Origin of the sequence: Campylobacter sp. 2018MI01, assembly GCF_018501205.1 — a bacterium.
GTDB lineage: Bacteria > Campylobacterota > Campylobacteria > Campylobacterales > Campylobacteraceae > Campylobacter_E.
In genome coordinates this window covers 16814-29460 of record NZ_JAHCZE010000006.1, presented here as the reverse complement: position 1 = coordinate 29460, position 12647 = coordinate 16814, and the positions used below count along the sequence as shown (strand labels likewise).

General features: G+C 29.4%; 10 protein-coding genes. 6 read left to right on the top strand and 4 right to left on the bottom strand.

Annotated features, from left to right (window positions below):
* Positions 1-51 precede the first annotated feature (51 nt).
* A complete protein-coding gene (gene putP / locus KJQ97_RS02230; protein ID WP_214119815.1) occupies positions 52-1572 on the bottom strand; it encodes a sodium/proline symporter PutP in 1521 nt (506 codons plus the stop codon).
* A gap of 327 nt (positions 1573-1899) precedes the next feature.
* On the opposite strand from putP, the gene KJQ97_RS02225 reads away from it, so the two are divergent.
* From KJQ97_RS02225 to KJQ97_RS02200, 6 genes are all read left to right on the top strand, one after another.
* The gene (locus KJQ97_RS02225; protein WP_214119814.1) at positions 1900-2991 is read left to right on the top strand and encodes a DegT/DnrJ/EryC1/StrS family aminotransferase; all 1092 of its coding nucleotides are present in this window, start codon (positions 1900-1902) and stop codon (positions 2989-2991) included.
* Complete coding sequence (locus KJQ97_RS02220; protein WP_214119813.1) at positions 2992-4110, top strand: 5-methyltetrahydropteroyltriglutamate--homocysteine S-methyltransferase; 1119 nt, start codon at positions 2992-2994, stop codon at positions 4108-4110.
* A complete protein-coding gene (locus KJQ97_RS02215; protein WP_214119812.1) occupies positions 4110-4925 on the top strand; it encodes a Gfo/Idh/MocA family protein in 816 nt (271 codons plus the stop codon). The genes KJQ97_RS02220 and KJQ97_RS02215 overlap by 1 nt, the downstream gene beginning before the upstream one ends.
* Before the next feature lie 88 nt (positions 4926-5013).
* A complete protein-coding gene (gene serA, locus KJQ97_RS02210) occupies positions 5014-6600 on the top strand; it encodes a phosphoglycerate dehydrogenase (protein ID WP_214119811.1) in 1587 nt (528 codons plus the stop codon).
* On the top strand, positions 6581-7222 hold the full coding sequence (locus tag KJQ97_RS02205; RefSeq protein ID WP_214142703.1) for a histidine phosphatase family protein: 642 nt from the start codon (positions 6581-6583) through the stop codon (positions 7220-7222). The genes serA and KJQ97_RS02205 overlap by 20 nt, the downstream gene beginning before the upstream one ends.
* A gap of 400 nt (positions 7223-7622) precedes the next feature.
* A complete protein-coding gene (locus tag KJQ97_RS02200) occupies positions 7623-8522 on the top strand; it encodes a LysR family transcriptional regulator (RefSeq protein WP_214117135.1) in 900 nt (299 codons plus the stop codon).
* Positions 8523-8531: 9 nt separating this feature from the next.
* On the opposite strand, the gene sdhE is transcribed toward KJQ97_RS02200, so the two are convergent.
* From sdhE to sdhA, 3 genes are read right to left on the bottom strand one after another with little or no spacing between them, the layout of a single operon-like run.
* A complete protein-coding gene (sdhE, locus tag KJQ97_RS02195) occupies positions 8532-9392 on the bottom strand; it encodes an 8-methylmenaquinol:fumarate reductase membrane anchor subunit (RefSeq protein WP_214119810.1) in 861 nt (286 codons plus the stop codon).
* Positions 9393-9395: 3 nt separating this feature from the next.
* Positions 9396-10355 (bottom strand): 8-methylmenaquinol:fumarate reductase iron-sulfur subunit, encoded by a 960-nt coding sequence (gene sdhB, locus KJQ97_RS02190; RefSeq protein ID WP_214117140.1) that lies wholly within the window; start codon positions 10353-10355, stop codon positions 9396-9398.
* Positions 10355-12199 carry an 8-methylmenaquinol:fumarate reductase flavoprotein subunit gene (gene sdhA, locus KJQ97_RS02185; protein WP_214119809.1) on the bottom strand — a complete coding sequence of 615 codons (1845 nt, stop codon included), beginning with the start codon at positions 12197-12199 and terminating at the stop codon, positions 10355-10357. The genes sdhB and sdhA overlap by 1 nt, the downstream gene beginning before the upstream one ends.
* Positions 12200-12647 lie beyond the last annotated feature (448 nt).

The window sequence follows — 12647 nt, the reverse complement described above, 5'->3', positions numbered from 1 at the left end:
TTTAAATCATATCAAAAAGGTTTTAAACTAAAGATAATAAAGCTCTAATTTTTAGAGCTTTAATTTAGTTAGCATATCATCATAAGCTTTTTTTGTTCCTTGTCTTACTGGCTGTATTATTGAGCCTATTATTATAAATACTGAAGCTAGTAAAAATCCTGGTATTATTGAATAAAGTTCAAATATACCTTCTTTTGCAATATTAAAATAATCAATATGCTCCCACAAAATCACTCCTAAAGCACCAAAACTCATACCTAAAATCGCACCTAATCTACTCATATTTTTCCAAAATAAAGAAAAAATTATCACACTACCAAAAGAAGCACCAAAACCAGCCCAAGCATATCCAACAATATCAATAATGCTAGTGTTTTTATCAGCAGAAATTATAAAAGCAACAATAGCAACAACCAAAACACTAAGTCTTGAAACTCTCATTACTATCTTAGCAGGAGCACCTTTATTAAAAATTTTTCTATAAAAATCTTCTGCTAAAGTTGAGCTAGATACTAATAATTGCGAACTTGCCGTACTCATAATCGCTGCTAAAATCGCACTTAATAAAATTCCAGAAATCCAAGGATTAAATAATAATTGGCTAGTTACTATAAAAATTCTATCCTTATCTAATAAGTCTATATTAAACTTATATAAATAAGCAATACCAATAAATCCTATTAAAATAGCTCCAATTAAGCTAATTACCATCCAAGAAATACCTACAAAAGTAGCAATTGGAATGTCTTTTGTGCTTTTTATAGATATAAACCTTACTATTATGTGTGGCTGACCAAAATACCCAAGTCCCCAAGCTAAAGAACTAATTATCCCTACTAAAGTTAGATTTTTACTCATAGAAATATAATCTTTTTGACTTTCTTCTCCAAGCTTAATTATTATATTAATAGCTTCGCTAAATCCACCTATTTCATTAATCATAACCAATGGAACAATAATTAAAGCCCCCATCATCAATAAGCCTTGTATCAAATCAGTCCAACAAACTGCCTTATATCCGCCAACGAAAGTATAAACAACTATTAATATAGTTCCTGTAATTACTGCTTGTTCGTATTTAACTGAAAATAATTCTTCAAAAAGCTTTCCACCAGCTACTAAACCACTAGATATATAAATAGTAAAAAATATTAAAATCACAATAGCACAAATTATTCTTAAGGTATGACTATCATCGCTAAATCTAGTCTCAAAATAATCAGGAATAGTTATACAATCTTTTCTAACATCAGTATAAATTCTAAGCCTTTTAGCAACAAACATCCAATTAATTAAAGCACCAATACTAAGCCCTATTGCTATATAAGTTTTACCTAAGCCATATAATAAAACAGCCCCTGGTAATCCCATAAGAAGCCAACCACTCATATCAGACGCTCCAGCACTAAGTGCTGATACTATAGGACCCATACCTTTATCGCCTATAAAATAATCTTCTGAAGTTTTATTTTTCTTCCAAAAATAAAACCCAATTCCTAGCATTAATACGCTATAGAATACAAAATCTAAAATTATTGGCAAACTAATTTGCACCTTTTCTAATTCATTCATTTTTATCCTTTTATATAGACTAACTTTTAAAACTCTAGCACCTAAATTCCAATAATAATAAAATACTATAAAATAAGATTATTTAATAATTCAAATATTTTATTAATAAATAGATTTATTACTAGCTATAGTTTTTGAGTATTTGCTACTTGTTTATAAATAAAAGCTTTTAAATATCCTATTTTATCACATTCAATATCATTTTAAATAATTTTTATAAATTTATATTTTAAAAAAGCTTATTATAAAGATTACAATAAAGCCTTAAATAATTATGTATTAAATGAAAGCAAATACAATTAGCCTTTTATTTTTTAAGGATAATCAATGTTAGCATTCTGTGATTTAAAATCTCAATATTTAAAATACAAAAACGAAATAGATGAAAGAATTCAAAATATATTAAATAATACAAGTTTTATAGGTGGAAATGAAGTTTCTTTGCTTGAAAGTAATTTAGCAAATTATACAAAAGCAAAATACGCATATTCTTGCTCAAACGGAACTACGGCTTTATATGTAGCATTAAAAGCTTTAGGGATTAAAGAAGGTGATGAGATAATTACAACTCCTTTTACTTTCATTGCAAGTTCTGAAATGATAGCTTTAATTAAAGCTAAACCTGTTTTTGTTGATATAAGCGAAGTAGATTATAACCTTGATATAAGCAAAATTGAAAGCCTAATTACACCTAAGACTAAGGCTATTTTGGCAGTTTCAATTTTTGGTCAAATGCCTGATTTAAATTCCATAAAAAATATATGTAAAAAACATAATTTATACTTGATTGAAGATGCAGCTCAAAGCTTTGGTGCAAAAGATGATTTAGGCAATATCTCTTGTAATATTGCCGATATTAGCACGACAAGTTTTTTCCCTTCAAAACCACTTGGGTGTTATGGAGATGGTGGGGCTATCTTTACAAATAGCGATGAATTAGCAAAAAAAGTAAAATTACTTATAAATCACGGAAGCGAAATGAGATATAAACACGAAATAATAGGCTTAAATGCAAGACTTGATAGCATACAAGCTGCAGTTTTAAATGTAAAATTAAAATATTTTGATGAAGAAATTGCTAAAAGAAACGAAATTGCTAACATTTATACAAAAAACCTTAAAAACTGCATTACACCTAAGGTAAAATCAGGATATAAGAGCGTTTGGGCTCAATATAGCGTAAGGGTTAAAAATAGAGATTTAGTAGTAAAAAAACTAAGTGAAAACAATATCCCAACCGCAATTCATTATCCAATAGCACTATATTCGCAACCTTGCTTTAAATATTTAGATTATAAAGCAAGTGATTTTAAAGTATGCGAAAATGTAACGAATGAGATTTTATCTTTGCCATTTTCTGCATTTTTAGATACACTAGACCAAGAAAAAATCATTGAAATTTTTAATAAAGGAGAATAAATGAGAAGATTAGATCAAGTAGGTTCATTCTTAAGACCAGCTAAATTAAAAGCTGCAAGAAGTGATTATGCAAACGCAAAAATCAGTAAAGACGAATTAAGAGCTATTGAAGATGAGTGCATAAAAGAACTACTCATTGAGTGTGATAAAAACAATGTTTATTATCTAAGTGATGGAGAATTTAGACGCTCTTGGTGGCATTTAGATTTTTATTGGGGATTTAGTGGAATTAGCAAAATTATTAAAGAAAAAGGCTATGTTTTTAAAGGTATAGAAACAAGAGCTGAAGGTATTAAAATAACTAATAAAATAGAGTGTAAAGACCATCCTTTCTTAAAAGATTTTGCAAGTTTAGTAAAAATTGCAAAAGAATTAGGCATTGATACAAATCGCTTAAAATTAACAATTCCTAGCCCATCAATGCTTTTATATATGTTATTTATCCGTGGTGGATTTAATGTAGAATTTGAATACTACGGAAAAGATTATGCAAAATTAAAAGAAGATATTTTAAAAGCCTATGCTGATTTTTATTTAGAATTTGAAAAATTAGGCGGAGTTTATTTACAACTTGATGATGTTAGCTTTGGCTCGTTTTGTGATGAAGATTTTAGAGCAAATCTAATCAAAAACAACTATAACGCTGATAATTGCACTAAAGAATATGTAGAGTATTTAAACAAAAGCCTAGCAACTATGCCAAAAACAATCACAAGTGCAATACATATATGTAGGGGTAATTATAGAAGCCATTTTAGTGCTAGTGGTGGATATAGCAAGGTTGCTAGCGAATTATTTGCAAATCTTAATATAAATAAATTCTTTTTAGAATTTGATGATGATAGGTCAGGAGATTTTGAACCATTAAAATATATTAAAAATCAAATAGTAGTAATTGGACTTTTAACTACTAAAACTAAAGAAAATCCAAGTATTCAAACTCTAATTAAAAGAGCAAAAGAAGCAGCTAATTTCTTAGATACAAAACAAATTGAGTTTAGCACCCAATGTGGTTTTAGCTCTACAGAAGAAGGCAATGAAATTGATATGAATACTCAATGGGAAAAAATCGCACTTTTAAATGAATTAAATAATACTTTAGATAAAGAAGGCTTTTAATGAATATAGCATTAATAGGTCTTGGTGTAATGGGTAAAAACCACTACACCGAACTTTGTAAAAAGGATATAAATTTATATTGCTTTGATTTAATTAAGCCTGATTGGATTGATGATGATAAGTATTTTTCTAATTTAGATGAATTATTAAAAAATGATATTGATGGAGCGATAATAGTTGTTCCGACTAAATATCATTATGAAGTATTTTCTAAGATTAAAGATAAAATCAATTTTATTCTAATAGAAAAACCATTATCATTTAGTCTTGATGAAGCTTTAGCTATTAAAAATAGCGGAGTGAATGTAGCAGTTGGCTTTTGCGAGAGATTTAACCCTGTAAGCCTTGAGTTTTTAAAACATATCAAAAACGAAGAAATAAAATATGCAAGTTTTATAAGAGCATCTAAAAAACCAGCTAGAATTAGTGATGTTGGGGTTGATTTAGACCTTTGCGTGCATGATTTGGATTTAGCAAATTTCTTTGGGATAAAGGCTAGTTTTAAAATAAATCGCACAAATAATCCTTGCACGCAAATTAAGCTAAATTCTAATAATCTTGATATTTTAGCTTCTTGGGAATTTAATAGTAGGATTAGAAAAGCCTTTATAAACACAAATGTATCAAGCTATGAATTAGACTTTTTAAACTCAAAATTAATTAAAGATGAAACTACAATAACACTTCAAACTCATTCAAGCCTAGCAAAAGAGCAAGATGAGTTTATTAATTATATCAAGACAAATGATTTAGGGCTTTTAGCAAGTGTTGATGATGCTATTTATACTCAAGAAATTCTAAAGAATTTGAATTAAGATATTAAAAATACCGACTTAAAACAAATTAATTAATCAATCCTTTAAAATAATTGCTAGAATAAAGCTTTTATTTAAAGGAGAGTAGATGAACAAGATTTTAGTTTTAGATGGAGTTAGCGATTTAGCTACTAAAATTTTAGAAAAAGATTGCAAAGTAAGTGAATATCCTAAAATTAGCGAAGAAGAATTGCTAAAAATAATTGGTGATTATGATGCAGTTATTTTAAGAAGTGCTACAAAAATTACAGAAAAAGTATTAGAACACGCTCATAGATTAAAAGTAATTGGTAGAGCTGGAGTTGGTGTTGATAATATAGATATAAAAGCAGCTACAAAAAAAGGAATAATAGTAGTAAATGCACCAAATGGTAATACAAACGCAGCTACAGAACATACTTTTGCACTAATGTTAAGTCTTGCTAGAATGATACCTAACGCACATGCTAGCGTTGTAAATGGTATTTGGGATAGAAAAAGCTTTTTAGGACTTGAATTAAAAGATAAAACTTTAGGGGTTTTAGGTTTAGGTAGAATTGGTGCTGGTGTTGCTAGTAGAGCACAAGCATTTGGTATGAAAGTAATTGCCTATGATCCATATCTTAGCAACGAAAGAGCTATTCATTTACAAGTTAAAAAATGTGAATTAGATGAAGTTTATGCTGAAGCTGATTTTATTACATTACACCTTCCATTAACAGATGAAACAAAAGAAATGATAAATAAAAATAGCATAGCTAAAATGAAAAAAGGTGTAAGAATTATAAATGCAGCAAGGGGTGAATGTATTAATCTTAATGATTTAACAAATGCTTTAAAAAATAAAGATATTGCAGGAGCTGCTCTTGATGTTTTTGCTAATGAGCCATTAGGAAACCACGAGATTACAACTTTAAAAAATGTGGTTTTAACACCGCATTTAGGTGCGTCTACAATAGAAGCTCAAGAAGGAGTTGCAGTTGATGTGGCAATTGCTATTAAAGAAGCGTTAAATGGTCAAATGGTTGCTAGTGCTTTAAATGCTGTGCCAGTTAGTCCTGAAATGCTAAATAAAATTAAGCCTTATTTTAATCTAGTAAAAGCATTAGGATTTATTGCATGTGAAGTTAGCAATTCAGCAATTAAACAAGTTTTCATTGAGTATTCAAATGCCTTTAAAGAGCTTGATACTAGAGCTTTAAGCCAAGTAATGTTATGTGGATTATTAAATTCTATATTGCAAGAAAAAGTAAATATGGTTAATGCACCAATTCTAGCTCAAAATAGAGGAATAAGCTTAATTGAGCAAAAAAGTGATGAAGTAAATAATCAAATAAAAGTAAAAATAGTAAGCGAATTAGGTGAGCACGAAATAAGAGGAGCTTTAATGAGCGATAAGAGTGCTTATGTTAGTGGTATTGATGAATATGATATTAAATTTGAACCAAGTGGAGTATTATTGTTAGTGCCACACGATAATGTGCCTGGTATGATAGGACAAATTGGAACTATTTTAGGCGAAGCAGGAATAAATATTTTAAGTATGCAAGTTAGCAAAACAAATACAAGTGGTGAAAACATAATGGCAATTAGCATTAATAAAAAACCATTAAAAACAGATTATAAAAAACTTTGTGAATTAGCTGGAGTTCATGGAGTTAAGATAATTGATTGCAGTGAGATTTGCGATGATTAATCTAATACTACTTAGACACGGGCAAACTAATTGGAATAAAGAAGGTAGATATCAAGGTCAAATTGATACTGATTTAAGTGATTTAGGCAAGGAGCAAGCTAAGAAATTAGCCCTTGCTTTAAAAAATATACAAATTGATTTTTTTATAGCAAGTCCTTTAAAAAGAGCTTATGAAACAGCTTGTGAAAGTGCTAAATTTCACAATAAAGAAGTTTTAAAAGATGAAAGATTATTAGAGATAAATCACGGAACTTGGGAAGGTAGATTATCAAGTGAAATAGAACAAGATTTATTAAAAAAATGGAAGCAAACCCCACATTTAGTAAAAATGCCTAATGGAGAAAGTTTAGAAGATATTTTAAATAGAGTAAAACTTGCAATAAACGATTATATTACAAAATATGATGGAAAAACAATTGCAGTTTTCGCTCACGATGCAGTAAATAAGGTAATCATTTCTCATTTATTAAATGCACCACTTAGCTCATTTTGGAACATTACTCAAGATAATACCTGCATTAATGTCCTTGAAATATCTAATGATTTAGCAAAAATAATAACCTTAAATAACACCAATCATTTAGGATATTTATATTCTAAAGAAATTCAATTAGGTTTATAATACTTATTTAAATTCTTATTTTGATTTTTACAAAATAAGAATTTAAAATCATTGCTTTACTTAGTAATTAATCTTTAAAAATTATATAAATTTGTATAATATGAAAACCATAAAATACAGCTTCAATTTGCTTTAAAATATTCTTACAAGATATATTAATCTAAAGTAGAATTTGTTGTAATGTCAATATTATTTAGCATATTATTTTTGCTATTTTACTTATATTCAGGTATTACCCACGCTAGAATAATCATTTTTACTTTGTTTTAAAATCTTATAATAAATATTGTCTATTTAAATTTTAAAAGTAAAAAATTTTATAAAGCTATTTTTTATTTTATTACCAAATAACATATAAAATATTTATATGAAAAATAAAGAATTTAAATTAGGATAAAAGATGAATTTTAGACATATGCAACTATTTTTAAAAGTAGCAAAATTGCAAAGCTTTACAAAGGCTGCAAATGAGCTTAAAATACCGCAACCATCATTATCTCAAAGTATTTTTGCATTAGAAAATGAGCTAAAAACCACGCTTTTTAATAGAAGCACAAATCCAATATCTTTAACCGAAGCAGGAGAAATATATTTAAAAAAAGCAAATCTAATAAAAGATATGATAGCAGAGCTTGATACTGAAATTTCAGCACTAAACAATGCCAAAACTGGCAAAATTCGTATAGCATTCTTACAAAATGGCTATAATATGATTCCAAATCTCTTACCACAATTTTGCAAGCGTTTTAGTGATGCTAGTATTAAAATTTCTCAAATCTTTTCAACGCTTAAAATCAAACAAATGATTTATGATGATGAAATTGACCTTGGAATGCTAGTTTTACCACTTGATATAAAATATTTAAAATATGAAATAATAAAAAGCAGCAATGTTTTTCTAGCACTGCCATCTTTACACGAATTATCTTTAAAATATAAAAATAAAGAATTGCCAGAAATATCAATCAAAGAACTAAAAAATGAGAAATTTATTCTGCCAAAATCTTCTCAAAGAAGTAGATTAGATATTGATTTAATGTTTAAAAACAATGAATTTATTCCTAAAATTTTATGCGAAACTGAGACTTTTGATATTGCAAATTCAATAGTAGCAAGTGGTGTTGGTGCTACTTTTACTATTAGCGAATTAATAAAAGATGATAAAAAAGATAAAATAAAATTATTTAATATAAAGGATAATAATTTAATTAAAACATTAGTTATAGCTTATAAAAAAGATAAAAAACTCTCACATTTAGAGCTTGAGTTTATAAAAATGGCAAAAGAATTAGGGGCTTAGCCCCTAAAATTATGCTAATTTTGTAGCATCAATTATATTTAAATCAAGTCCTAATTGTTCGTTGCTAAGACCAAGTGCTAATCCTACTAATTGAGAAAGATGAATTATTGGCTTTCTAATTTCAGAACCCATTGCATCTTGATAGCGTTCTTGGTAAATATCAAGCTGCATTTGACAAAGCGGACAAGGTGTAACAACGCAATCAGCACCATTTTTATCAGCACTACCAACAATTTGAGATGACATTTTTTGCACCGATTTTACTGCTGGATAACTAGCGTGAAAACCACAGCAATCTAAGCGTTTTGCAAACGGAACTATTGTCGCACCAAGCGCACTAACTACAGCTTCAAAGCTTTTTGGATTAGTTGAACTTTCTTTTGCGTTATATGATTTTTCAGGGCGAATACTATGACAACCATAAAATAAAGCTACTTTTAGATTAGAAAGTGGCTTAACAACTTTTGATTTTAAGGTATCTAAATTCTCATACAAAATCCATAAAAGGCTTGTTATTTCATTATTTCCTTGATATTTCATATTACCTTTTGCTAAATATTCATTTATGCGGTCTTTTGCACCTTTATCTAAAGCAGCTTTTGCACGAGTTAAAGTTAGCATACAAGTGCTACAGGTTGTTAGCATTGGCATATTCATATTCTCAGCTAATGCTATATTTCTAGCATTTGCTACAAGTGCTGCTATTGGGTCTACATCTTGTGCTTGAGATGCACCACAGCAACTCCAACCCTTAATCTCATGTAAAGTTATACCTAGTATTGGAGCTATTGCTTCTAATGACATTTTTGATTCTTTAGCTGCTTGACTTAAAACACAGCCAGGGAAAAAAGCGAAATCTTTTTGTTGCATAACTTACTCCTTATTAGCAGCTCTAGCTGCTTCAATCATTTTTACTAAATCTTCATGACCTTCAATTTCTTCATCACCAAAAATATGTAATGGATTCATCTTACCTGCTTTCATTAGATTGTATGCAATATCTATTTTTGTAGTATTTGCTAAAACACCTTCAGAGCGAAGTGCTAAATAAATCTCATTTAATCTACCTGTATCTTCTAAGTCTTTTAAGAATGCTTCTGCGTGAGCTGGTCCTGTGCCATCTTTTAAACCTTTTTTCATAGCCATTACTCTTAGCATTGCTATATCATCAGCAGCACTAATTCCTTTAGGACAGCGGTCGGCACACTCTTGACAATGAACGCACATCCAAAGACCATTTGCAATAGATGGTTTTAAGTGTTTTAAAGCATCTTTTGAGCGTGAATCATAAGCAGCACGAAATGCGTGAGTAAATACAAATGGTTCCATATAATCACTTGAATCAGCTTCAAGTTTATTACATTCACTAGCACAACAACCACATAAAATACAATCCCATTGTTTTTTAATAGCATCAACTTCAGCTTGAGTTTGCACGCAACCTTTTTTATCAGAAAAGGCTTCTTTTGGTGTTATAGTTGGTTTTATTTTTCTTAAATTCTCAATACTTGGCTCCCAATCTACAACCAAATCCGAAAGAACTTTAAAATTTGCCAAAGGAGAGATTTTTAAGCTTTCAGGATTGTCATATTCTTTTAATAAATCATCCATTTTAGTATCACAAGCAAGGTATGAATGCCCATTCACACGCACACCACAAGCACCACAAATTGCCATACGACAAGCCGAAGTAAAATTTAGTGAAATATCTTGAGTGCGTTTTATATGTTGTAATAAGGCTAAAAGCGTTTTTCCCTTTACTTCATCTATACTTAAATCATATGCTTGAACAAATTTATCAACTCCATTAAAGCGGTCAATTAAAATTTTCATTAGTATTTCCTTTCTTCAGGTTTAAATTCTGTAATAACTACATCTTTATAACTAAGGCTTAATTTGTCATCTTTTAAAGTAACAAGACTATGTTTTAAGAAATTCTCATCATCTCTTGTTGGATAATCTTCTCTAGTATGAGCCCCACGGCTTTCTTTTCTGTTTAATGCACCAAGACAAGCACATCTTGCTAAAAGAATGAGATTTCCAAATTCTAAATACTCAATTAAAGCAGTGTTATAAAACATATTTGGATTTGAAATTTTAAGATTATTATATTTAGCCCAAATCTCATCTAGGATTTTTATATGTTTTTCAAGCTTTTCTCCTGTTCTATAAATTCCCATATTATCCCAGTTATATTGTCCAAATTCTTCTCTTAAATCATAAAGCTCGTTAGGTTTTGAATTGCCACTTGTTATATCTTTTAGCTTAATTCTCCATTTTTGAGCTAATTCTTCAGCGTGTTTGCCAGAGCCATAATTTTGTCTTTTATTTGCATACTCACCTGCACCCTCACCTGCAAGTTTGCCTGTAACTGCCGCATCAGCTAAACTATTTCCACCTAGACGATTTGCTCCGTGAATTGAAGCACAACTTGTCTCACCTGCAGCAAAAAGTCCTGCTAAATGAGTACTCATATCATCAAATTTTGCAATTTCTATACCACCCATTGAATAGTGTGCTGTTGGACGAATTTTAATTGGTTCTTTTACTAAATCTATACCTTCAAATAAAAGTCCAATATGACGAATTTGTGGTAATTCATTCATAATTTGCTCTTCACCTAAATGTGTAACATCTAAAAGAACATAAGAGCCCATTCCCTCTCCAAATCCATTGCCTAAACGAATTTCACTTTCAATTGAACGAGAAACAATATCTCTTGGAGCAAGCTCAAGACGATTTGAGTATTTACTCATAAAGCGTTCGCCTTTATTATTAATTAATTTTCCACCAAGACCTCTTGCTGCTTCAGTAATTAATGCACCACCATTTCTAACTCCTGTTGGGTGAAATTGAAGCATTTCAGGGTCTTTAAACGCAAGTCCAGCTCTAAGTGCTGCAGCAATTCCATCTCCACTAGCATTAAATGGGGTTGAAGTGCGGTTATAAAACACACGAGTATAACCACCTGTTGCTAGAACTACTGATTTTGCTAATACAGGCACTACATCTCCTGTTTGCATATTTAAAAGAACTACACCTTCACACTCATTATTATCAATCGCAATGTCAAGTAAGTAATGGTCAAGCAAGAAATTAACACCATTTGTAATAGCTTCATCAAGACAGGTGTGCATCATAATAGAACCTGTTTTATCGGCTGCATAATTACAGCGTTCATATTTTGCACCACCAGCAAAACGCCTTGCAACCGTTTTATCTTTTTGTCTATTAAAAGGCATTCCTGCATAATCAAGTTCGTGAATTGCTTCAGTTGCTTTTTCGGCAAATTTAATAATTGCATCTTGATCGCCTAAAAAATCACTACCTTTAACAGTATCATATGCGTGTAATTTGTTTGAGTCACCATTTTCAAAATCAATCACACCATTAATCCCACCTTCAGCCATACAGGTTGCATTTCGTGATGGCATACCTTTATTAACTACTACAACATTTAAATTTGGATGATTTTTTCTAACCGCAACAGCAGCTCTAAGACCAGCACCACCAGAGCCGATAACTAAAACATCTACGCTTGGTAGTGAGGTATTTTTACCACTTTTTTTAAGCTCACTTGCCATAATTGATACAGGGCTTGTGCTAGCTGCTACTGCACCAACACCAATAGTAGCTGATTTTATGAAATCTCGCCTATTGAATTTTTCTTCATTCATATAAAACTCCTTTAAATAAGAATTTTGGTATTAATCTTTATTTTTTTCTTAAAATAAAAAATTAATAGCAAAATATTATTCTAAATTACATTATAAGTCAAATATTATTTTTTTTATAATCTCATAAGATAAAAATTATAATATATAAAAAATCACGATTTTTTGGTATTTTGAATTAGAGAATTTGTAATAAAATTAATATAAAAAACAGAATATAATCAATATTTATTAGTAATAAACTTATAAAAAATTTCTTTTTTAGTATTTTAATAATTAATAATTTTTCACATTGCTTATAAATCTATAGTATAAATTTACTAATATTTTAAATATTTAATTTGCCTTTATTTACGCTAATTTTGAATATATACTATTAAGCTTTAAATAGGCAAATTAACACCATTTAAGTAATTACTTCAATTTATAATAATTAGATGATATTTTTATA

Excerpts from the sequence above, each read along its gene's own strand:
- putP (WP_214119815.1), bottom strand. The coding sequence starts at position 1,572 with ATGAATGAATTAGAAAAGGTGCAAATTAGTTTGCCAATAATTTTAGAT.
- KJQ97_RS02225 (WP_214119814.1), top strand. The coding sequence starts at position 1,900 with ATGTTAGCATTCTGTGATTTAAAATCTCAATATTTAAAATACAAAAAC.
- KJQ97_RS02220 (WP_214119813.1), top strand. The coding sequence starts at position 2,992 with ATGAGAAGATTAGATCAAGTAGGTTCATTCTTAAGACCAGCTAAATTA.
- KJQ97_RS02215 (WP_214119812.1), top strand. The coding sequence starts at position 4,110 with ATGAATATAGCATTAATAGGTCTTGGTGTAATGGGTAAAAACCACTAC.
- serA (WP_214119811.1), top strand. The coding sequence starts at position 5,014 with ATGAACAAGATTTTAGTTTTAGATGGAGTTAGCGATTTAGCTACTAAA.
- KJQ97_RS02200 (WP_214117135.1), top strand. The coding sequence starts at position 7,623 with ATGAATTTTAGACATATGCAACTATTTTTAAAAGTAGCAAAATTGCAA.
- sdhE (WP_214119810.1), bottom strand. The coding sequence starts at position 9,392 with ATGCAACAAAAAGATTTCGCTTTTTTCCCTGGCTGTGTTTTAAGTCAA.
- sdhB (WP_214117140.1), bottom strand. The coding sequence starts at position 10,355 with ATGAAAATTTTAATTGACCGCTTTAATGGAGTTGATAAATTTGTTCAA.
- sdhA (WP_214119809.1), bottom strand. The coding sequence starts at position 12,199 with ATGAATGAAGAAAAATTCAATAGGCGAGATTTCATAAAATCAGCTACT.